The organism is Streptomyces sp. WAC07094 (assembly GCF_036320405.1).
GTDB classification, from domain to species: Bacteria; Actinomycetota; Actinomycetes; order Streptomycetales; family Streptomycetaceae; genus Streptomyces; species Streptomyces lannensis.
In genome coordinates this window covers 246,661-266,310 of the sequence record NZ_JAVMJZ010000001.1, presented here as the reverse complement: position 1 = coordinate 266,310, position 19,650 = coordinate 246,661, and the positions used below count along the sequence as shown (strand labels likewise).

Here is a 19,650-nt window from a genome sequence, read left to right as displayed (position 1 = left end):
CAGCGGTTTTTTGAGCCCGAAGCTTCATCCGAAGGTCGTTTTTGTCGAACTCGGGCAGTGCAGGCGCCTGTGGAGATCGCGAGGACTGAAATGCGCATGCTCGCACGCCTCAGCGGAGGAACTCATATCCCTCGGACCTCACTGCCGCTGCCCGAAGTGATGACCTGCCCTTCACTCTCCACCACTGCCGTCGTTCACGCCACCGCCCTTCGCCCGAACGGTGTGAAGTCCTCGCCTCGCAGGCACGTGGCCACTCGAGGCAGCGAAGCGCTGTCGGTACCTTCTCTCACGCCCAGGTACCGGCCGGGCTCTCGATACGGCCGGTCAGTCCTGGCGCGTCGCGTACTGGAACACCATCCCCAGAACCCCTCGGGCCAGTACCCCGGCGCCGATGAGGAAGAGCCACAGTCCGTAGACGACGCCCAGGGCGGCGATGCTGAAGCCCAGCGCCGTGACCAGGGGCCAGGGGCTGTGGGGCGGGAAGAACTCCAGCGGTCCGGCCGCATCCGCCACTTCCGCGTCGGTGCGGTCCTGGGGGCGGCGTCCGCGGCGCCGGTACTGCACCGCACAGAAGAAGGAGACCACCGCGGCCATGCCGAAGGCGACGATCAGTACCGCTGTGCCGGCCGGTTCGCCCGACCACGCGCCGTACAGCGCGGCGGCCGCGGCGAAGAACAGGGCGACGCCGCCGAACAGCAGGGCCTCGACCTTCATCGCAATTCCTCCTGCTGTGCCTGCCGGACGATCTCCGGGTGATGCAGGTCGAAGGCGGGCGAGTTGGACCGCACCCGGGGCAGGGCTTTGAAGTTGTGGCGTGGCGGTGGGCAGGATGTGGCCCACTCGAGGCCGCGGCCGTAACCCCAGGGGTCGTCCTCGGTGACCTGTTCGCCCTGCCGTGCGGTGTGCCACACGTTGTACAGGAACGGCAGAGTGGAGACGCCGAGCAGGAACGCCCCTGCGGAGGAGAGCGTGTTGAGCAGGGTGAAGCCGTCCGCGGGCAGATAGTCGGCGTAGCGGCGGGGCATGCCCTCCGTGCCGAGCCAGTGCTGGACCAGGAAGGTCAGCTGGAAGCCGATGAACAGCAGCCAGAAGTGCACTTTGCCCAGCCGCTCGTTCAGCATTCTTCCGGTGAACTTCGGCCACCAGAAGTAGAAGCCCGCGAACATGGCGAAGACCACGGTGCCGAAGAGCACATAGTGCAGATGCGCCACGATGAAGTACGAGTCGGTGACGTGGAAGTCCATCGGCGGGGACGCGATGAGCACGCCACTCAGACCGCCCAGCAGGAACGACACCAGAAATCCGACCGACCACAGCATCGGTGTCTCGAACGACAGCGATCCCCCGCGCATCGTTCCGATCCATGCGAAAAACTTGATGCCTGTGGGTACCGCGATCAGGAACGACATCAGGGAGAAGAAGGGCAGCAGCACCGCGCCGGTGGCGAACATGTGATGAGCCCATACGACCGCCGACAGCATCGTGATCGCGACCGTCGCACCGATCAGGGGTAGATAGCCGAACAGCGGCTTGCGGGAGAACACCGGAATGATCTCCGAGACGATGCCGAAGAACGGCAGCGCGACGATGTAGACCTCCGGGTGGCCGAAGAACCAGAACAGGTGTTGCCACAGCAGGGCGCCGCCGTTAGCCGCGTCGAAGATGTGCGCACCGAACTTCCGGTCGGCCTCCAGACCGAGCAGCGCGGCGGTGAGCACGGGGAAGGCCGGCAGCACCAGGATCGAGGTGAACAGGATGTTCCAGGTGAGGATCGGCATCCGGAACATGGTCATACCGGGTGCCCGCAGACACATGATGGTGGTGATGAAGTTGACCGCACCCAGGGTCGTCGACACGCCGGTCACCACCAAGCCCATCACCCATAGGTCCCCGCCGGCACCGGGGGAGCGGTAGGCGCTGTTCAGGGGGGCATAGGCGAACCAGCCGAAGGACGCGGCACCTCCGGGCACCAGGAACCCCGAGATCACCATCAGACCGCCGAAGAGATACATCCAGTACGACAGTGCGTTCAGACGCGGGAAGGCGACGTCCGGGGCACCGATCTGCAGCGGCATGACCGCGTTGGCGAACCCCGCGAACATGGGGGTGGCGAAGAGCAGCATCATCACCGTGCCGTGCACCGTGAAGAACTGGTTGTAGGTGTCCTCCGACATGAGCTGCAGTCCTGGACGGGCGAGCTCGGCCCGCATGCCCAACGCCAGCAGACCGGCGAAGAGGAAGAAGCAGAAGGCGGTGACCATGTACAACCGGCCGATCACCTTGTGATCGGTCGTCGTCGTCCAGTGCAGCAGCGACCGGCCGAGCGGGGACGTGGCGGAAGCGCCGTGCCGGGCGGCGGCGGGTTCCGACAGACGCGACATCCCTCTCCTCCAAAAGCCCGACCTCGCGGGCGTCAGGTCCGCTGCGAGGCCGGGCGGCATACGGGCGCGACGCGGGTGCCCGGCGCGCGCCGAGGCAAACCGATCGGGCTGAGGAAGCGGACATGCCGCATCCGTCCGGGTCGGCCGGTGGGGAAGATCACCGGTCGAAGTGGCCGTACGCCGCGACCCTACCGACGGGCATCCCGGGCGCCGTGTTGCGCCACGCCCGTCGCGCGGTCCTTCACTGCCGCGGGCGCAGGATGGGCTCTTCGGTCGCGCGTCGACGTGTTTCTCTCCCTCTGGGGGGAACCCGGCGGGAATGATGCTGATCTCGATCGAAATGGCAGCTTCGGACGCTGCGTGGGGCGTGACCGGTGCCCTGGTGGCCGGTCTTGTCGTCGCCGGGTTCCTGGTCTGGGCCATCCGGCTCGGGATCAAGGTCCGACGCCGGGAGCAGGACCCGTCACGCACCTCCCCGCAGCCCCCGCGCCCCGATCGCGGCGGCGGTCCCGACATGTCGGCTCACGAGCGGAGGGAGCCGGACGAGGTACCCCGGGCCGCAGACGAGAGTGAGCGCCTGACGCCGCACCAACTGCATTCCAGCGGGAGCAGGCGCAGCGAGGACCAGAGTCGCCCCCGGTGGGAGTCCGGCTCCGGTGGTTCCTTCGGCAGCGGCGGTTCCGGCGCGAGCTGATCGCTCGGCGTTCCGCGCTTGTCCACTGCGGGCGGGGTGTGTTCGCCGCCGGACGATGTCGGCAGCACCTCGTTCCGCTTCCGCCGGTTCAGCGGTCGAACCTTCGAGATCGGGTCGTCGGCCTCGCGTGTTCGAATTTACGTTCGATATGGTGGCTGCGGAGGAGGTGGACCGCCGTGGCCGATGACGTAACGGGGCGTGGACTGTCCGTCGTGATGCATGTCCGCTGTCCGGACCGGGTGCCCGAGGAGGTCTTCCGGCGAGTCCTCGAGGAACTCGCTGAGCTGTCCCCGGTCGTGCAGGCCCTGCCGCCGTCAGCAGCCCTGGTCGAACTCAGGGGTGCGCTGCGTTATCACGGCGTCGACCCCGGTCGGCTGGCGGAGGTACTGCGGGTGCGGACCCTCTCCCGCCTGGGTGTCGACGTGCGCGTCGGCATCGGGCCGTCGATCACCGTGGCCGCTACGGCCTCCGGTCGGATCGATGGCCCGGGCGGTGTACTGGTCGTCACCCCCGAGCACGTCACCGAGTGGCTTGCTCCGCTTCCCGTGGAAGCCCTCCACGGCATCGGCCCCCAGCAAGCGCATGCTCTGCGCGACTACGGGATCCACAGTGTCGGCCTGCTCGCCGCTGTCCCGCCGGCCACGGTGCAGCGTCTGCTCGGCGGCCGAAGTGGGCGCCTGGCCGTCGACCGGGCCCATGGGATCGACCCCCGCCCCGTCGTTCCGCGCGCCCTGCCGGCCTCGGCCGCGGTCCGGCACGCCTTTGTTCGACACACCCTGGACGGTGCCGAGGTCCGCGCCGCCCTGCTCGACCTGGTCATCCAGCTCGGGCGGTTGTTGCGCCGACGCGGACAGGCGGCCCGAGGTCTGACACTGACGCTGCGGTTCGTCGGCGAGGGCAGGTGGGAGAAGTCCCGCCGCCTGCCGAGCGCCTCCGCGCACGACGACGACCTGCGCACCCTGGCGTACCAGTTGATGGATGCCGCCGGCCTGCAGCGGGGCAGGCTCGCCGGACTGACGCTCAGGGCGGAGGACCTGGTGGAGGCCGATCGGGTCGCCGAGCAGCTCAGCCTTGACGGTGCCCGTGAATCGCGGTTGGCCGCCGAGGCCGTGAGCGACCGTATCCGCGACAAGTTCGGGCCTGGAGTGATCGGTCCGGCGGCAAGGTTCCGCCGTGCCTCCTGACGGGTTCAACTCCCGGTTCTCTGCCGTGATCAGGGTTTCCTGCATGCACGCCTTGCCCTCGCCCTGCATCCGTTGCGGCCCAAGTCGACCCGAAAACCGCGTCGAACAGGGGTCGATCACGATGACGGGAGGGCGGGAGGCTTGCGAGCCGACAGGGACACCATGCCGGCAACACCCGCAGTCAGTCGCTGTCGACGACGGTTGCGACGCCCGCCGCCGTGGATCACCCCACAGAATGCGCTCGGTTTGCGAATGTTAGAGGCTGAGCTCATGGTCGAGCATTGCGTGATCGTGCGGGGGCCAAGCGGATCCGGCGGTCGGCGGGTCTGTATCGATGGCGAGACCCTGGGCACGGCGTATTCGCTGCACGACCTGACGGTGTTACTTCGCTACGTCGGTCTGGTGGGAGGGGACGAGCTGGACGTGGCCGAGTCGGATCTCATCGAGTGGCACGGCGGTGGCCCGGAGGTCTGGCCGCGCAAGGGCGGCGGACCGGACTGCTGGACGGAACCGGGCGAGCTCGCGCCGTCGTCCGGAGAGCTGGCGCCATCGGCTGAGGAAACGGGCGGTCGTGAAGCAGGGCGCACAGGGCTCTGACGTTGCCTGATGGAGCTCTCGCGTCTTGACCGGTGCGCCGGTCGGGTGAGCGGTGGGAACTCGGGCCGGAGTGTTGTCAGTCCGATGGATCAGGATGTCGCGCACCGTCCAGGCCCCGCATGCGGTGCCGTCGTCGGGCCCGGTCGTCTGCACGGCATACGCGAAGACCTCCGACTCCGGAAGAGCATCACTGACAGCCTCGGAATCATGCCGAATGCAGTATCCGGAGTTTGCCCACGAAACACGCGGGCGGATCACCCACCGGTGCGCGTGTCGGGCCGTACGACGGGGGTCGCGTTCCAGCTGGCCAGGAGCGGCAGGACGCGGGCGGTGGGGGAGTCGGGCTCGGCCGTGTAGACGACGAGCCGCTGGTCCGGCTCGTGGGGCGCGCAGACGATCTCAATATCGAACGACATCGGGCCGGCCGCGGGGTGCTGGATGCGCTTGGTCACGGACGCGTAGTCGCGGACGGCGTGGTCGTCCCACCACCGGGCGACATCGGGATCGGTGGCGCGCAACTCGTCGACGAGCGCAGTGAGCCGGTTGTCATGGGGGCGGCGGGCGATCTCCCGGCGCATCGTGGCGACGGTGGCCGAGGCGAAGTCCGCCCAGTTCAGGATCCGCTCACGGGCGACCGGGTCCTGGAACATGAAGCGGACGAACGACGACCCCGGTTCCAGCGGACGGCCCAGCACCTCGGTGAGTAGGGCGTTGCGGGCCAGAACCTCCCCGCGGTGGCCGAGGAGCAGCACCGGGACATGATCGAGGGTGTGCATCAGCCGCAGAAGGCCGGGATCCGGGCGCTGGAGGGCGTGCGAGGTCGCGGCGCGGCGCCGTGCGGTGGGCGCGGCGAGGTCCCGAAGATGTGCGCGCTCGACCTCGTCCAGACGCAGTGCCCGCGCCAGCGCGTCGAGCACTTCGGTGGAGATATTGGCCTGGCGTCCCTGTTCGAGCCGGCTGTAGTAGTCCGGGCTGAGACCGGCCAGCACGGCCAGCTCCTCGCGCCGTAGCCCAGGCACCCGTCGGGCCCCGGGGAATGCCTCGATGCCGGCTTGGGAGGGTGTGAGGCGGTCTCGCCGGGAGCGCAGAAACGCCCCGAGCGCGGCGCGGTCGCGTGACATGGCTCCAGGGTAGGCGGCCCATCGGCCCGCTGGGTGGTCCTGGCATGCCCAGGTTCGTCCTGACCTGGCACGATACCAGCGGGCCGCCCTAGAAAGGGACCCATGACTTCCCTTCACACGAACATCAGCACCCCCGCAGCCACCGGCGCCCGGCTCTCCGGCCGCACCGCTGTGATCACCGGCTCGACCAGCGGGATCGGTGCGTCGATAGCCCGCGCACTGGCCGGCGAAGGCGCACACGTCGTCGTCAGCGGCCGGCAGGCAACCCGCGGAAAGAGCGTCGTCGAGGAGATCCGGCAGACCGGAGGCAGCGCGGACTTCGTCCCGGCGGACCTGGCAGGAAGCTACGAGCAGCTGCGCGCCTTCGCGGCACAGGCCACCGACGTGCTCGGAGGACGGGTCGACATCCTGGTCAACAACGCGGGCATCTATCCCGCGACGCAGACGGAGGACCTGCCGGACGCGGACCTCGACGCCATGCTGGCGGTCAACATCCGAGCCCCGCACGTCCTGGTCGCGGCGATGGCGCCGTCCATGGCCGAGCGGGGCAGCGGCGTCATCGTCAACATAGGCTCCTGGATGGCCCGGGTCGGCAGCCCCTTCGCGGCGATGTACACCGCGACCAAGGCGGCGGACGAGCAGCTCACCCGCAGCTGGGCCGCGGAATACGGGTCGCGGGGCGTGCGCGTGAACACCGTCGCGCCCGGGGCGACCCTCACACCCGGCAACGAGGCGGGCCGGGCGCAGCTCGACGCGCTGACGGCCGCCACACCGGCGGGCGTTGTGGTGCGGCCGGACGACATCGCCAAGGGCGTCCTGTACGTCGCCAGTGACGATGCGGCCATGGTCCACGGCATCACGCTCTACGTGGACGGCGGGATTTCCGCCACCCGCCTGTCCTGACCGCAACTCGAGCCGGGCCGAGCCCGGTGATGACCGGTCGGCCGGCACGAGGGTGCCGGCCGACCGGGCCTGCACGTCCCGTCCGCGGTCCTTCCGTGCTGAAGCTGCGACGGGGCGATATGTGCGGGGTACCCGTGGGCGTCCTGGCCGACGCACACCCCGTACCGGCCTCGCTACGGTCGTCCGCCCCCTGTCAGCGGTCGGCGCCGGCTCTTGTGTGTCGACCTTCGTGACAGGGGCCGTGCCAGTCCAGGCAGATGACCGTCGCGTCGTCGGCGAGGTGCCCCTCGCACGCGTCGGTGACCGCGGACGTCAGGACCCGGACCACCTCGCGGGGATGCTCGGTTGCGGTGTCGTGGATGACGCGCCGCAGGTCGACGGCTTCCGCCTGGCGTTCCTGCATGCCGTCCGTGTACAGCACCAGACGGTCCCCGGGCCGCAGGTCGAGGTCCTGGACCCGGTACGGGGAAGGAGACCTGAAGCCGAAGGGCAGGCTGACGTCCAGGTGCAGCATCTCCACGCTGCCGTCACGCAGCCGAAGTGGCCAGGGATGACCGGCGTTGACGGCCTGCGCGCCACTGCCGTCCAGGGCGACCCGCAGCAGCTGTCCGGTGGCGAAAGAGCTGCGGCCGTGGTCCAGGAGGGCCTGATGGGTCCGGCGGGCCTGTTCGGCCAGATCGGCTCCTGCGCGCCGGGCGCCACGGGAGGCGTTCACCAGGACAGTCGCCATGAGCGCGGCATCAACGTCGTGGCCCATCGCGTCGGAGATGGACAGGTGGAGGGTGTCGTGGTCCAGGGTGTAGTCGTAGCTGTCGCCGGCGCAGTTGTCGGCGGGGATCAGAGTGGCGGCGAGGGCGAACTCGGCGGCTTCACAGGAGGGAGCCGTCGGCAGTAGCTGGCGCTGGATCTCGGCGGCCAGGGTCACCGGGACGGTGCGCTGTCCCCAGTGGTAGAGATCGGTGAAACGACGGTCGGTGACGAGGATGTAGGCCAGCGCGTGCGCCGTCCCCTCGACCTGGTCCAGCACCTGCTGTGTCACATGGGGCAGGAACAGTTCCAGTACACCGATGGCGTCACCGCGGTTGGTGACGGGGGCGACCACTCGGTGTCCTCGCCCGCCGTCCAGCGCCTGCACCGGCTTCTGGCTGCGCAGGACCTCGTCGTAGAGGCTGCCCGCCAGAAGAATCTGATCGGCACGGCGCCCTCGCTGGGAGTCGGTGTCCTCGCCGACCCTGACCATCTTCCGGCCGACGATGTCGGCGAACAGGAACGACACACACTGCGCACCGAACCGATCACGCAGACTGCGCGCCACCACATCGAGGGACGCCACCGGCGCGGCGTCCTCCGCCGCGGCCAGAACCTCGGCCAACCACATCCGATTCTGCGCCATCACACTCTCCCTCGGTCCTGCGGTCACTTCCCGCAGTCACCTCGGGCATCACACTTCCCACCCTCTCAGCGCATGCCTGACTTTGCCAGAAATGTTCAATATCTGGACAATGATCCGTTATCTACTGGATCCAGGCCCAAAATGCGGTCTAGCTGCGGCGTCGGGGTTGCACTCCCGACCCTCGCACATTTCGCCGATCGGATGTCACTCTCCGCACCCGCCCACTCGTCGGGCTTCCCGGGGCACAGGTGGGCTGTGCGGTTCCCGATCCGTGCCGTGGGCGAGTGCGGCCGATGACGGCCCTTCCGCGACGATCACCGCTTCACCAGGTTCAGGATCAGCGTGGCGATGTCCTCCGGAGCCTCCTCGGCCATGAAGTGGCCCGCACGGGTGGTGAAATGCTCGAGGTCGGTGCTCCACGGCCGCCAGGTCGCGGTGGCGTCGAACCCCAACTGCCGTCCCCAGTCCTGCTGGACGACCGTCACCGGCATGGTGAGCCGGTTGCCGGCGTCGAGGTCGGCCTGGTCATGTTCGATGTCGACGGTCGCGGTGGCACGATAGTCCGCGACGATCGACGGAACGGCTTCCCGGCATGCGCGAAGGTACTCGGCGCGCACGTCCATTGGGATCGCGTCGGAGCTCATGGACCAGACGTCGAGGAAGTGGCCGAAGAACGCGTCGGCGCTGCCCGCGATCATCTGCTCGGGCAGACCGGGCGGCTGAGCCATCAGATACAGATGGAAGGCCACCGCCGCGCCGACCCCGTGGAGGACGTTCCAGGTGTCCGGAGTGGGAATGATGTCCAGGATTCCCAGGTGACTGATCCGATTCGGGTGATCAAGACCGGCCCGGAAGGCGACATGCGCACCGCGGTCGTGCCCGACCAGCGCGAAACGGTCGAACCCGAGTGCGTCGGCCAGGCCGACGATGTCTGCGGCCATCGTCCGCTTCGAGTAGATGTCCTCGGTGACCGCTTGCGGCTTGCTGCTGGCGCCGTAACCGCGAAGATCGGGACAGACCACGGTGTGGTGCCCGGCCAGGGCGGGGGCGACATGCCGCCACATCAGATGGGTCTGGGGAAAACCGTGGAGCAGCACAACGGCCGGTCCCTCTCCGCCGACCGCCGCGTTCAGCTCCACACCGTCGGCCACAGCGATCGCCCTTGATTCGAACCCCGGAATGCCGATGCCCATCGTTGTCGTCTCCTTCTCCTGGGACGTGTGAGTCGCTGCGACTCACACACGGATGCGTGAACGACAGGAATGATCCGAGAGCCGGATCAGCAGTGGATCAGCAGCAGACCGAGACCGACGACAATGAGGACATGGAGATCCTCGTCAACGTGCTCGGGCCGGTCGAGGTCACGGATGCCGAGGGCAACCCCGTAGCGGTGGGCAGCCGGCGTCGCCGCGAACTCTTGGGACGGCTGGTCGCGGCCGGCGGCCGGGCCGTCCCGCTTCCGGTGCTGGTCGAAGATCTCTGGGAGGACCCGCCGCCCGCTGCGGCAGGGACGGTCCGCACGTTCGTCGCCGAACTCCGCCGCGCTCTCGAACCCGATCGTCCTCCGCGAACCCGCTCGCTCACCATCGAGACCGTCGGCACCGGATACGCCCTGCGGATTCCGCGGGCACACGTCGACGCCCACCGATTCGAGGACACCCTTCGGGCCGTGCACGACGGGCCCGACGGCCGCGCTGCCCGTGGGCTGAGCGAAGCGCTGTCGTGGTGGCGGGGCGAGCCGTACGCAGACCTCGACGCCTCGCCCTGGCTGACGCCGGAGCGTGCCCGACTCGCAGAACTGCACCGTGAAGCCGTCGAACTGCGTGCCCGAGCGATGCTCGACCTCGGACGCGGCGCGCCACTCGTCCCGGAACTGGAGGCGTTCGCCACCACACACCCGTGGCGGGAACACGCCTGGCTTCTGCTGGCCCATGCTCTCTACCAAGCCGGCCGCCAGGTCGATGCGCTGGCCTCGCTGCGTGACGCGCGAGCCAGGCTGTTGGATCGGTTCGGACTGGAGTCGGCGGACAGCCTCGACCATCTCGAGCGCGACATCCTGCGACACGCTCCGCACCTCACACCCGCACCTCGGGACGAGGACCGGCTGCGTCTGCTCACCCGCACGGAAGCGACGGGGACCTACACCCGGCTGCGTTCCATGAGCACCGTCGCCCGGGCCGCGGCGGTCACAGGCGGTACCAACCTGGTACTTGCCCAAGAGCAACGCGCCGCGGCGGTCGCGGAAGCGGAACGGACCGACGACCCCGGCCTCACTGCCCGAGTGATCGCGGCGTACGACGTCCCCACCATCTGGACGCGCTCCGATGATCCCCACCGGTCCGAAGCACTGGTCGCGGCCACTCGGCGCACTCTGCACCGACTGGGGCCAGGGGCTTCACCCGCGCTTCGCGCACGTCTCCTCGCCACCATCGGGCTGGAGCATCGCGGAAGCCGAGACGGCTGGGCTGCCGAGGCAGCGCGGGAAGCCGAACGACTCGCCCGAGACCTCCACGACCCCGGCGTGCTCGTACTCGCGCTCAACGCCCGATTCGTACAGTCCTTCCAACACCCCGGGCGCACCGGAGAACGCGATGTGATCGCCGGCGAACTCATAGATCTCTCCACCCGGCACGATCTGCCGATGTTCGAGACGCTCGGCCATCTGATCAAGATCCAGGTCTGCGCGGCCTGCGGCGACACCGAGACCGCGCAACGCCACGTCGAGACGGCCGAGCGCCTCGCCGGGATTCACGAGACCCCGCTGGTTCACGTCCTCACCGCCGCTTTCCGGGCGATGCGGTTGGCGACACGCTCGGACGACCCCGCCGAGGTCGCTCATGCCTATCGCACGGTGGCCACCGACCTCGCTGGCGCCGGCATGCCCGGAGTGGAAGCGGGCCTCTTGCCGCTTGCGCTTCTCTCCCTGCGCATGCGCCATCAGCGTCCCGCGCAGGCGGACCCCGCCCTCGACTGGGGACCCTACCGGCCTTGGGCGCAGCCCCTCCTCGACCTCGCCCGCGGCAACCTCACAGCGGCCCGCGAAGCTGCCGCCGTCCTGCCCGGACCCCCCGCCGACCACCTGTATGACTCGCTCTGGGCGGTCAACGCCCATACAGCGGTCCTGCTCCAGGACCGATCACTCGCCACACAGGCGCATGACGCCCTCTTCCCTCTGCGCGGCGAGATCGCGGGTGGAACGACCGCCATGATCAGCTTCGGTCCTGTCAACGACATCCTGGCCGCCCTCGATCAACTCCTCATGCGGAGATGACGCCCACCGCCCGTCGGCACCACCTGCGCGGGCACAGAGCCGGCTCAACTGCCGTTCAGCGTCTGACGTGGAGCGCGCCGATACATGTCCCGGTAGAGGGAGGCGAACCGACCCGGGTGGTAGAAGCCCCAGCGAGAGGCGATCCCGGTGACCGTGGAACCTTCGGCGGGGTCGGCGGCCACAAGATCCCGATGCGCCTCCGCGAGCCGCACGCCGCGCAGATGGGCGAGCGGGGTGGTGTCCAGATGGCGCCGGAAGGCGTACTGCAGTGCCCGCGGGGTGACATGGGCGGCCGCAGCGATCTGCGCGACCGTGATCGGCTGGTCGGCGTGGTCGTCGATGTAGGCGAGGGCACGGCGGAGCACCGCCGGGTGCGCGTCATCCCTCTCGGGACTCCCGTCGTCGGGGAGCGCGGTGTTCGGGAAGGCGGACAACACACTGGCTGCCAGGTGCTGCGCGGCGGTGGACGCCACCAGAGGCTGGTCGGCGACGGCCGGGTCGGCAAGGACGTGATCACGCAGATAGTTGATGGCGTGGTTCAGTTGCCGTGCGGCCGCCGGGGAGTGCGGCCGGTGCCCTGTCACCCTGACCGACTCGTCGCCGTGCGGTCCGGTCGAGCCGGCCACCTGGGCGAGCAGTGCGGGCTCGAGCATGGTGATGGTGTAGCGCGCATTGCAGATCCGTCCGGCATAGGGCAGGTCCGGGGGCGCGAACAGCACCACGTCGCCAGGGCCGAAGGCGTCCTCGACTCCCTGGAAGGTGTGATCCTGCACCGTGCCGTCATGGACGACGCACAGACAGAGCTTGCCGAGCGGCGTCACCGCGTAGCTCATCTCGAAGTCCAGGTCGATTTCGTCGACGCTGACCGCGTCGATGCCCGTGCGGTGGATACGGGCCCGGCTGGGGCCGGCGGTATTGCTGCCGATGCGCATCCTGGCATAGGCATGGCTGAGGAATTCCTCGGTCTCTTCCAGGTTGTCGCTGTCGAAGGTCAGCGTCTCCATGGATTGCCTGATGCCCGCGACCGGCTTCGGCATGTGATTCGTGAGCAGGAGTTTTTCGTTTCTTGTACTGCCGGTGGTGAAATCGTTCGCCTGACGGCTGTCCCTGACAACGCCTCCGCGGCAGCTTGGGGACATGATCGAGCGCGGCGAGCACACGGACCGGGTCGCGGTCCTGCAGCAAGAGGTCGAGCAGCTCCGCTCTGCCGTGGTTTCGCACGCTCTCATCGACCAGGCGATCGGTGTGGTCGTCACGGTCGGTGGTCTGCGGCCCGAGCAGGGCTGGGAGGTGCTGAAACACATCTCGCAGCACACCAACGTCAAGCTGCGCGAGGTGGCGCGCGTTCTGGTCCAATGGCCGGCCGGCGGACCGCTGCCCGAGGTCATCCGCAGGGCGTTGCCGCGCGCGGTGGATCATGTGCGCCGCACGGACAGCGACCATTCGTGCGGGGGCGAAGAAGACGAAGAAGCCGTGCTGCGCGACCGGGCTTCATGAGCGGTCGACGGTCGAGCGTTCAGGGACCGAAGGGGGCGACGATGCGGTGCGGACCGTAGATGGATGTGTGACGGTCCACGACTCGCCCCGTGCATGCGGGACGTGCCGTCGTCCGGCTGCCGGTGCCTGCCACGGGAAGGGCGGAATCGGCAGCCTGCCCGGGGCCGTCAACGCGTTGTGGCTGGTGGATGTACGGGAAGCGGGTCGTCGAACCCGGTGAGGGATGTGACGCTGCGGTACTCGCTGCCGTCCGGATAGGCGAGGCCCTCGTCGAAGCGCACGACCCGGCCCCGCATGTCGACCCAAGCAGTGCACCTGACGCCCTTCGCGCCGGGGACGTCGGGCCTCGGCGCCAGCATCACGTACGTCCTCGGGTCGGTGTCCTTGAGCGCGGCGGTGTCGATCCAGCCGGTGAGGCGGTATGCGGTCGTGCCGGACGGGGCTCGGACGGGACGTGCGTGGGCGTTGGCGGGCTGACGTGCCAACAGGCGGGCCAGCGTGTGCATTTCGACGATCTGGTTGCCGGGCGGCGCCTTCGTGAGGGGGTCGCGCCACCAGCCCTTCACGGTCTCACCGCGGTCAGTCACCCGCCGCAAGTAGGCGTGGTCGGGCAGCAGAACCTCCTGAGTCTCCTTGTACTGGTCCGGCGACACCGAGGAGATGGAGAACTCACCACTGGTACGGGCGCCGAGGTTCAGGAAGCCCGCCATGCGCTGGACACCCCCGCTCGTCACGAACCGCGCCGAGTACGGATGCCCGGCCCGGTCGGCCAGCGCCGCCCCCACCGCCGAGTCCGCGAGGGGAGCCACGGCTGCGGCACCGCGGGACGCCGAGGCCTCGCCGTCAGACGTCTCGGCACGACAGCCGGAGAGGGCGAGGAACGCGATCACGAGTGCAGAGGCAGACGCGCGCACGGCGGGCAGGCTCATGCGCGCAGTATGCCGGAACCACTTCCTGACCCTCGAGGCACCTTCAGCCCATGCCTGCCGGGCGCCCGGTGGGTGGCGTGCGGTCCTGCCCTGGCCAGGCGGCGCCGGGGTGTCCAACGGGGTCCGGTCCAGCGCCTCTTCGCGAGGCGGCCGTCAGGGCCCGTGCCGAGGTGGTCGCCGGCAATGGCTACCACGTGTACCGCCGCACCGTGCAGCCCGACCTGCGCGTCGAGATCACCATCCGGATCTGGGACGGCCCCGAGGATCCCCCTACGGACGCTGAGGGCTGGACCGGCATTTCACCGGAGTCCGAAACCGGCGAACTCGTCGTGAGCCGGCTGACGCTCGGTCCAGCCGGCATGACCGGGCTGCCGCGACCCGGTGTCTACGTCGGTCACGCGTGGTGGAACGGTCGCCGGGTCGCCGGTGACTGCTCGAGTGGCGCTTGGTCTTCATCTCGCAAGGTGCCCTGTCCGTCTCCGCACGAGCGTCTCAGCTCTCGAATTGATCAAGAATAGGAACCTGGAATGGACGGTCGGAGCGCCCGGGACCACGTCGGTGCGCTCGTGTTCGCCTCGCGCCGCACGTGCGTCCGTCGCGGGATCGTCAATCGGTCCGGGTGCGGAGGCTGCGAGCCAGGGTGGGGATCACCACCGCCGCAGCGACGAGGTGCAGCCCGAGGAGGGCGGTGATGGTGGCGGTGTTCGCCCCGGAGAGGAGGGGCGGGACCAACGAGATCGCGGTCAGAGCCACTGTCGTCCACACGAATCGCTTGGCTGGGCGATCGCTCCAACGAAGAAGAGCGACGGCGATGACGATGCCCACGACCGAGAAGAAGCCGGTCACCACGGTGAACCCGGACAACGGGATCGTTTCGCCACCATCGGGCACCTGGAAGTCGATGCCAACGGCCTGGGCAAGCGCCGCGGCGAGGGTGGTGGCCACCATCGCCCCGAGCGTGGCAACGAAGCCGGTACCGGCAAGTCGGCGGAGTCGGTGGGTGCGGTGGGTCCGGTCCGTTACTGTCCCTGCGACGACCTCGGTGTCGTTCATGCTGTTCATGTCGTTCCTCCATCACTCGGTAAGTGGCGTACGGGGTGTTGACTGGCATGTGACGGTCCTGGCGCTGGGGGTGGCCACGCGCACCCTCGCCGCGCGATGGCCGGCATTCCGCAGGGCGCGGACGCCGGTGGCGCGGAGCCGGAACCCGGCGTCGCGTCCGAGGTCCGGCCCGGGCTCGCCGTCATACGGCTCCACCTGCACCCGCGGGTGACAACGCCGAGAGCGTCGCACCACTCCGCCGCGACCACCGCGGCCCGCGCCACTGCGTAGCGCGAGCGTCCGTACCGGGACTACTCGGTGCCCTCCGCCGGCAGGCGCTCCGGCAGCCCGAGCCGTGGGAACTGGTCGTCATGGAACGTGACGATCTCGGTGATCGCCCCGTCGGTGACACGCAGGACGTCGATCGTCAGCGGGAGGTACGCGCTTTCCTGGTTCCGCCAGAGGTAGAAGGCGACGGCGGGCTGCCGGTTCACGGAGGTGAGGACGGCGCGCAGGCCCTGCAAACCCTCGAAGCCGCTCTCGACCCAGTCGTTCACCACCGCGTCGCGGCCGACGCACAGGCCCGGCGTGGGCGGCATCGAGCAGCGGACGTCGTCCCGCAGCAGTGCGGCGAGCCCGTCGACGTCCGTGGCCACGCTGGCGTCGGTGTAGCGGCGCACCAGCTCACGCGTCCCGGCGTCCTGTTCGCCGCCGGTCCAGTCCTGCCGCTCGGTGGGCAGGTGTCCCCGCATGCCGGCCCGAGCCCGCTGCAGCGCGCTGTTCACGGAGTTGACGGAGTCTCCGAGGAGCTGCGCGACGTCCTTCGCCGGCCAGCCGATCACGTCCCGCAGGATCAGCACGGCACGCGGGCGCGGCGCGAGGTGCTGGACCGCGACCAGGTACGCCAGCTCGATCGTCTCCCGCGCGACGGCTACGGTCTCCGGCTCGTCCGCGTGGCCCGCGGGCAGTTCGTCGAGCAGCCGGTCCGGGTAGGGCTGCAGCCACTGCACCTCGCCGCCGGTCGCAGGCTCCGGGCGGCATTTGGCGAGCAGGTCCAGGCAGGCGTTGGTGGCGATACGGTACAGCCAGGCCCGGAACGTCGACCGCCCCTCGAAGGTCTCGCGCCGCCGCCAGGCACGGAGGAACGTCTCCTGCACAGTGTCCTCGGCGTCCTCGAACGACCCGAGCATCCGGTAGCAGTGTACGTGCAGCTCCCGCCGGTGCCGCTCCGTCAGGCCCGCGAACGTCGGCTCGTCGACCTCGCCCAGACCGCTCACGTCCAGCTCCTCCAGCCGTGCGTCCGCACTCATCACGTCATCCTTCTGCCTCGTCGTGTTCCGTCGTAGGTGTGACGGGTGCGGGCGTGAAAACTCATCACCAAGGTCGGGCGCCACAGCCAAACGTTTCTCGTTCCCACGGCTTTCTGCCGGGGCGACGGCTTCGGCCGGTAGCGGTGCCGCTTGAACGAGGTACGCGTGCAATCGTCGGCAGCGTGATACGCCTCGTCCGCGAAGTTCATCACGTCGACATCGGTCAACGCCGCGATGATGCCGTGGGTCTGCGCAGCGACCATGGCGTGTGCCGAGCCGGGAAGCGCCATCGGCGCCCGCACGAGGCGTCCGGCCGTATCCGCGATCACCTGCACGTTCATCCCGTGCCGTCGGTGTTTTCCAGAGTAGTACGGCTTCTGCCGGAGCTGGGGTGCCAGGCTTCACCTGACCCTCACCACCGACACCCGCCCGTACCGTGATCACGGCGAACAATCGGCGGGCGTACACGGCCCAAGGCTGGACACTCGCACTGTGGAATACCCACCCCCCACCACGGAGGCAACGTGGACATCCACGCGGATGGGCTCTCTGACGCGGTTTCGGAGCCGAATGCCGACTCGCCCGGGCAGACCGATCAGCTTGAGGCTCAGGTCGCCCAGCTGGAACGGGACATGAAGGCCGACGCCGTGATCGACCAGGCCATCGGAGTCGTCGTCGCCATGACACGTATGACCCCGGCCGAGGTCTGGGACGTGCTTCGCGAGACATCGATGTGCACCAATATCAAGCTGCGCCATGTGGCCGAGCTGGTCGTCTCGTGGGGCAGGACCGGGGTCCTCGCGGCCGACATCCGTGAAGAGATCCATCGGCGGCTGCAAGGCCGAATCGCCTGGTGATCGCCCTTGACCCGCCAGTTTTTGCGGGTCGGAATGTGCCGTGTGAGCTTCACGAGTGGCCTCGCACCCACTCCCCGGCTGTGGGGCGACCGCAGGCGGGCGCGCTTCCGTAGGACAAGAGCAGTGGCCAGGTCTTCACTTTCGCAGATCCGGCTTGGCCGCCGGGTCAGAGGGATGCCAGCCAGGCCGCCGTCTCCCTGGGGTGGCGGAAGCGCAGGCTCTGGAGCGGGGCGAAGCGGGGATCGCGGACACGACGCTCGATCTCTTCGCGACGCGTTCCCTGCTGGGACCACGCCCACCAGGCCGGATGTTCCCGGCTCAGCCAACCCTTCCAGGTCTCCCTGTTGCCGCCGAAGAGGACTTCGCGTCTGACGGTGCGCCGGAAGGACCGGCGCAGGACGCGAGGCATGATGACGCGTCGTGGGTAGTCCAGCCATATCACCGTGTCGGCCCGGTCCCAGAGCAGGTCGCGGACTTCCGGGTAGCCGAGTGAGTCGATGATCCAGCAGGGTTCGGCGGTCAGACTTGCCACGTCCTCGGCCAACGCGCCGTTGACCGCCCAGTCGGGGCCGTTGAAGTACAGCGCGTCCATCTCGTGATACGGCAGAGCCGAGCGCCAGCTCAGGGCTTGCGCGAGCGTGGATTTGCCGGCACCGGTGACACCCACCACCAAGATCCGTTTCATCGGCGCAGCCTATCCCGGTGCCCCGATCGCCGACCCGCGGAAGACCTGGACAGCGGCGATGACACGGTGGGACCGGAGTTGAGTACGGGTGCTCATGCGCACCACCACCAGCCGCGGCATCCTGCATCCATGGCCGATACCCTTCCCGCCCCGAACCGGCGACGCCCCTGGTCGCACAGAACACGCCCGGCCGTGGACCTGGCCTTCGCGATCCCGTTGCTCCTGTTGGAGACCGCGTGGCTCGCGCTGGACTGGATATATGGCTTCGGCCTCGAGGTATGGGCAGCGCAAGGCGATCAAGCACGGATCGACGCGGCCGGCCTCGCACACATGGATCGGGTACGAATACTGCTGATTGCTGTGCTCGTCCTGGCAGCCCTCGCGGGAGTCTTCCGTGCCCGCTGGACGGTGGTCGCGCATCTATTGGTGGCTCTCCTGGCGGGCGGGATACTGGCGGCTGAGCGGCAGGAGTGGGACAACAGCCACTCCACGTCACCTACTTGTATTCGCTATAGCGCGAACTGCTGAGACGAGCCGGCCGCGGATCGTGTGATCGGTGTCGCCTGATGCGGAGCGGCAGGGGAGGGGGGACCGATGACGGAACCCGGTCTGTTCGGGCTGGAAGCCCTTGTGGTGGGTCAGCCGAAGCGTTCATGGTGGCGCAGATATGTGGGCCCAGCGCTGGCGGTGTCCACCGTGGAGGGGACACCGCTCGCCTGGGTCACCTACACCGACGACACGTTCTCCGTCCTGACGAAAACGTCCGGCGAGTTCATCGTCCGTATCGAGCAGTTCGGTCCGGCGGAGTTCCGCTTCACCGACGCCGAGGACCGGCAAATCGGTACCGCCGGTGCGGGTGGACTGATGAAGACCCGGCAACTGAGCCTCAGGACTGAGGAGGGACGCCAACTCCTTCTTACGCGTCCGGGTCTCCTGAACGTCGAATGGCATCTCACGGAGACCGATCCGGAAGAGGACCCAGCGCCGGAGATCCTCGGCCGGGTCACGGTGAGCACCATTGATTCGTGGACGGGGTTGCAGCAGTACGTTGTCGAAACGGACCCTCGCCTGAACGCTTCCGAACGGCGGACCGTCGTCGCCTCGGTCGTCTGTCTGCACCTGCTCCGCCGGCCTCCGGGTGGCAGCGCCGCGCCGGCGTAGGAGGAACCCCGGCGCGCTGTGCCCCGGGACGGTTCAACGGGGCGTGTCGGGGGCCAGCGCGGTCCCTGGGGGGAAGTGACTTACAGCGGCTGACGGAGTGGGTGCTGGTGACAGTCCCTACTGGTATCCCGGCTCGCCGTCGGCGACGAACAGGACGGTTTGATCGGCCACGGTGAGATCCGAGTTGGCGACACTGTCGTGCCGGCCTTCGATCGACACGCGGACTGGCCCGCCATGCGGAGCCTGTTGCGCGTGTTCGCCACCGACGCGGACAAGGCGTTTTCACAAGCTGTCGCTGCTGGCTTCCGGGTCGTCACTGCTATGGCGGACGACGCTTTCGGACAGCGCGGAGGGCGGGTAAAGGACCCCTTCGGCAATATCTGGCGGGTGGTCAGCCGTGTTGAGGATGTCTCCGATGACGAGATCTGGAAGCGGCTGCAGGACCCCGTGTACGCCGAGGCCATGCGCGCAGCTCAGGAGACACTTGACGCCGAGCTCGGCGGTCGACGCCGCAGCGGCAGCAGTGCACCGGTGAAACCCAGCTGACCACGTTGGTCGGATTCGGACGTGCCAGACGCCAATTGGCGGGCCTCGAAGGCCTGCGGCTGCTCAGGAGCCGGGGGTGG

General features: G+C 68.8%; 19 protein-coding genes and 2 pseudogenes. 10 read left to right on the top strand and 11 right to left on the bottom strand.

What is annotated here, in order from left to right; translation table 11 throughout:
- Positions 1–324: 324 nt before the first annotated feature.
- Complete coding sequence (locus RCR19_RS01270; RefSeq protein ID WP_331263308.1) at positions 325–714, bottom strand: cytochrome c oxidase subunit 4; 390 nt, start codon at positions 712–714, stop codon at positions 325–327.
- Positions 711–2,381, bottom strand: coding sequence for a cytochrome c oxidase subunit I (gene ctaD, locus RCR19_RS01265; RefSeq protein ID WP_331263307.1), 1,671 nt, complete (start codon positions 2,379–2,381; stop codon positions 711–713). Before ctaD ends, RCR19_RS01270 begins: the two co-directional genes overlap by 4 nt.
- 340 nt (positions 2,382–2,721) lie before the next feature.
- Here ctaD and RCR19_RS01260 point away from each other — a divergent pair, with 340 nt between their 5' ends.
- The 3 genes from RCR19_RS01260 to RCR19_RS01250 all read left to right on the top strand — a co-directional run bounded on the left by RCR19_RS01260 (position 2,722) and on the right by RCR19_RS01250 (position 4,856).
- Positions 2,722–3,075, top strand: a complete 354-nt coding sequence (locus RCR19_RS01260) for a DUF6479 family protein (protein WP_331263306.1) — start codon at positions 2,722–2,724, stop codon at positions 3,073–3,075.
- Between the two features lie 215 nt (positions 3,076–3,290).
- Positions 3,291–4,259: a hypothetical protein gene (locus tag RCR19_RS01255; protein ID WP_331269309.1), complete on the top strand. Its 969-nt coding sequence runs from the start codon at positions 3,291–3,293 to the stop codon at positions 4,257–4,259.
- A gap of 270 nt (positions 4,260–4,529) precedes the next feature.
- A complete protein-coding gene (locus tag RCR19_RS01250) occupies positions 4,530–4,856 on the top strand; it encodes a hypothetical protein (RefSeq protein WP_331263305.1) in 327 nt (108 codons plus the stop codon).
- A 254-nt stretch (positions 4,857–5,110) separates the two neighbouring features.
- Here the strand turns inward: RCR19_RS01250 and RCR19_RS01245 are convergent, their stop codons facing one another.
- Positions 5,111–5,977, bottom strand: coding sequence for a helix-turn-helix transcriptional regulator (locus RCR19_RS01245; RefSeq protein ID WP_331263304.1), 867 nt, complete (start codon positions 5,975–5,977; stop codon positions 5,111–5,113).
- A 102-nt stretch (positions 5,978–6,079) separates the two neighbouring features.
- On the opposite strand from RCR19_RS01245, the gene RCR19_RS01240 reads away from it, so the two are divergent.
- Positions 6,080–6,880, top strand: a complete 801-nt coding sequence (locus RCR19_RS01240) for an SDR family oxidoreductase (protein ID WP_331263303.1) — start codon at positions 6,080–6,082, stop codon at positions 6,878–6,880.
- A gap of 193 nt (positions 6,881–7,073) precedes the next feature.
- Here the strand turns inward: RCR19_RS01240 and RCR19_RS01235 are convergent, their stop codons facing one another.
- Positions 7,074–8,273, bottom strand: a complete 1,200-nt coding sequence (locus RCR19_RS01235) for a PP2C family protein-serine/threonine phosphatase (protein ID WP_331263302.1) — start codon at positions 8,271–8,273, stop codon at positions 7,074–7,076.
- A gap of 314 nt (positions 8,274–8,587) precedes the next feature.
- Positions 8,588–9,466 (bottom strand): alpha/beta hydrolase, encoded by an 879-nt coding sequence (locus tag RCR19_RS01230; RefSeq protein WP_331263301.1) that lies wholly within the window; start codon positions 9,464–9,466, stop codon positions 8,588–8,590.
- A 92-nt stretch (positions 9,467–9,558) separates the two neighbouring features.
- Here RCR19_RS01230 and RCR19_RS01225 point away from each other — a divergent pair, with 92 nt between their 5' ends.
- Positions 9,559–11,544 carry an AfsR/SARP family transcriptional regulator gene (locus RCR19_RS01225; RefSeq protein WP_331263300.1) on the top strand — a complete coding sequence of 662 codons (1,986 nt, stop codon included), beginning with the start codon at positions 9,559–9,561 and terminating at the stop codon, positions 11,542–11,544.
- A gap of 44 nt (positions 11,545–11,588) precedes the next feature.
- On the opposite strand, the gene RCR19_RS01220 is transcribed toward RCR19_RS01225, so the two are convergent.
- On the bottom strand, positions 11,589–12,548 hold the full coding sequence (locus tag RCR19_RS01220; RefSeq protein ID WP_331263299.1) for a helix-turn-helix transcriptional regulator: 960 nt from the start codon (positions 12,546–12,548) through the stop codon (positions 11,589–11,591).
- 133 nt (positions 12,549–12,681) lie between these two features.
- Here RCR19_RS01220 and RCR19_RS01215 point away from each other — a divergent pair, with 133 nt between their 5' ends.
- Positions 12,682–13,041 carry an ANTAR domain-containing protein gene (locus tag RCR19_RS01215; RefSeq protein ID WP_331263298.1) on the top strand — a complete coding sequence of 120 codons (360 nt, stop codon included), beginning with the start codon at positions 12,682–12,684 and terminating at the stop codon, positions 13,039–13,041.
- A gap of 167 nt (positions 13,042–13,208) precedes the next feature.
- Here RCR19_RS01215 and RCR19_RS01210 read toward each other — a convergent pair whose 3' ends face one another.
- From RCR19_RS01210 to RCR19_RS01195, 4 genes and pseudogenes are all read right to left on the bottom strand, one after another.
- A complete protein-coding gene (locus RCR19_RS01210; RefSeq protein WP_331263297.1) occupies positions 13,209–13,970 on the bottom strand; it encodes a hypothetical protein in 762 nt (253 codons plus the stop codon).
- 606 nt (positions 13,971–14,576) lie between these two features.
- Positions 14,577–15,023, bottom strand: a complete 447-nt coding sequence (locus RCR19_RS01205; protein ID WP_331263296.1) for a DUF6069 family protein — start codon at positions 15,021–15,023, stop codon at positions 14,577–14,579.
- A gap of 299 nt (positions 15,024–15,322) precedes the next feature.
- Entirely contained in the window at positions 15,323–16,321 is a 999-nt protein-coding gene (locus RCR19_RS01200; protein ID WP_331263295.1) for an RNA polymerase subunit sigma-70, read from the bottom strand.
- 104 nt (positions 16,322–16,425) lie between these two features.
- Positions 16,426–16,701, bottom strand: a pseudogene (locus tag RCR19_RS01195) (transposase family protein); the annotation flags it as partial.
- A 144-nt stretch (positions 16,702–16,845) separates the two neighbouring features.
- Between RCR19_RS01195 and RCR19_RS01190 the strand changes: the two are divergent.
- A complete protein-coding gene (locus tag RCR19_RS01190) occupies positions 16,846–17,178 on the top strand; it encodes an ANTAR domain-containing protein (protein WP_331263294.1) in 333 nt (110 codons plus the stop codon).
- Positions 17,179–17,344: 166 nt separating this feature from the next.
- Here RCR19_RS01190 and RCR19_RS01185 read toward each other — a convergent pair whose 3' ends face one another.
- Positions 17,345–17,863, bottom strand: a complete 519-nt coding sequence (locus RCR19_RS01185) for an adenylate kinase (protein WP_331263293.1) — start codon at positions 17,861–17,863, stop codon at positions 17,345–17,347.
- A gap of 129 nt (positions 17,864–17,992) precedes the next feature.
- On the opposite strand from RCR19_RS01185, the gene RCR19_RS01180 reads away from it, so the two are divergent.
- The 3 genes and pseudogenes from RCR19_RS01180 to RCR19_RS01170 all read left to right on the top strand — a co-directional run.
- Entirely contained in the window at positions 17,993–18,391 is a 399-nt protein-coding gene (locus tag RCR19_RS01180) for a DUF6234 family protein (protein ID WP_331263292.1), read from the top strand.
- 66 nt (positions 18,392–18,457) lie between these two features.
- Positions 18,458–19,024 (top strand): hypothetical protein, encoded by a 567-nt coding sequence (locus tag RCR19_RS01175; RefSeq protein WP_331263291.1) that lies wholly within the window; start codon positions 18,458–18,460, stop codon positions 19,022–19,024.
- Positions 19,025–19,174: 150 nt separating this feature from the next.
- A pseudogene (locus RCR19_RS01170) lies at positions 19,175–19,570 on the top strand (VOC family protein); the annotation flags it as partial.
- Positions 19,571–19,650 lie beyond the last annotated feature (80 nt).

Excerpts from the sequence above, each read along its gene's own strand:
- RCR19_RS01270 (WP_331263308.1), bottom strand. The coding sequence starts at position 714 with ATGAAGGTCGAGGCCCTGCTGTTCGGCGGCGTCGCCCTGTTCTTCGCC.
- ctaD (WP_331263307.1), bottom strand. The coding sequence starts at position 2,381 with ATGTCGCGTCTGTCGGAACCCGCCGCCGCCCGGCACGGCGCTTCCGCC.
- RCR19_RS01260 (WP_331263306.1), top strand. The coding sequence starts at position 2,722 with ATGGCAGCTTCGGACGCTGCGTGGGGCGTGACCGGTGCCCTGGTGGCC.
- RCR19_RS01255 (WP_331269309.1), top strand. The coding sequence starts at position 3,291 with ATGCATGTCCGCTGTCCGGACCGGGTGCCCGAGGAGGTCTTCCGGCGA.
- RCR19_RS01250 (WP_331263305.1), top strand. The coding sequence starts at position 4,530 with ATGGTCGAGCATTGCGTGATCGTGCGGGGGCCAAGCGGATCCGGCGGT.
- RCR19_RS01245 (WP_331263304.1), bottom strand. The coding sequence starts at position 5,977 with ATGTCACGCGACCGCGCCGCGCTCGGGGCGTTTCTGCGCTCCCGGCGA.
- RCR19_RS01240 (WP_331263303.1), top strand. The coding sequence starts at position 6,080 with ATGACTTCCCTTCACACGAACATCAGCACCCCCGCAGCCACCGGCGCC.
- RCR19_RS01235 (WP_331263302.1), bottom strand. The coding sequence starts at position 8,273 with ATGGCGCAGAATCGGATGTGGTTGGCCGAGGTTCTGGCCGCGGCGGAG.
- RCR19_RS01230 (WP_331263301.1), bottom strand. The coding sequence starts at position 9,466 with ATGGGCATCGGCATTCCGGGGTTCGAATCAAGGGCGATCGCTGTGGCC.
- RCR19_RS01220 (WP_331263299.1), bottom strand. The coding sequence starts at position 12,548 with ATGGAGACGCTGACCTTCGACAGCGACAACCTGGAAGAGACCGAGGAA.
- RCR19_RS01215 (WP_331263298.1), top strand. The coding sequence starts at position 12,682 with ATGATCGAGCGCGGCGAGCACACGGACCGGGTCGCGGTCCTGCAGCAA.
- RCR19_RS01210 (WP_331263297.1), bottom strand. The coding sequence starts at position 13,970 with ATGAGCCTGCCCGCCGTGCGCGCGTCTGCCTCTGCACTCGTGATCGCG.
- RCR19_RS01205 (WP_331263296.1), bottom strand. The coding sequence starts at position 15,023 with ATGAACGACACCGAGGTCGTCGCAGGGACAGTAACGGACCGGACCCAC.
- RCR19_RS01200 (WP_331263295.1), bottom strand. The coding sequence starts at position 16,321 with ATGAGTGCGGACGCACGGCTGGAGGAGCTGGACGTGAGCGGTCTGGGC.
- RCR19_RS01185 (WP_331263293.1), bottom strand. The coding sequence starts at position 17,863 with ATGAAACGGATCTTGGTGGTGGGTGTCACCGGTGCCGGCAAATCCACG.
- RCR19_RS01180 (WP_331263292.1), top strand. The coding sequence starts at position 17,993 with ATGGCCGATACCCTTCCCGCCCCGAACCGGCGACGCCCCTGGTCGCAC.
- RCR19_RS01175 (WP_331263291.1), top strand. The coding sequence starts at position 18,458 with ATGACGGAACCCGGTCTGTTCGGGCTGGAAGCCCTTGTGGTGGGTCAG.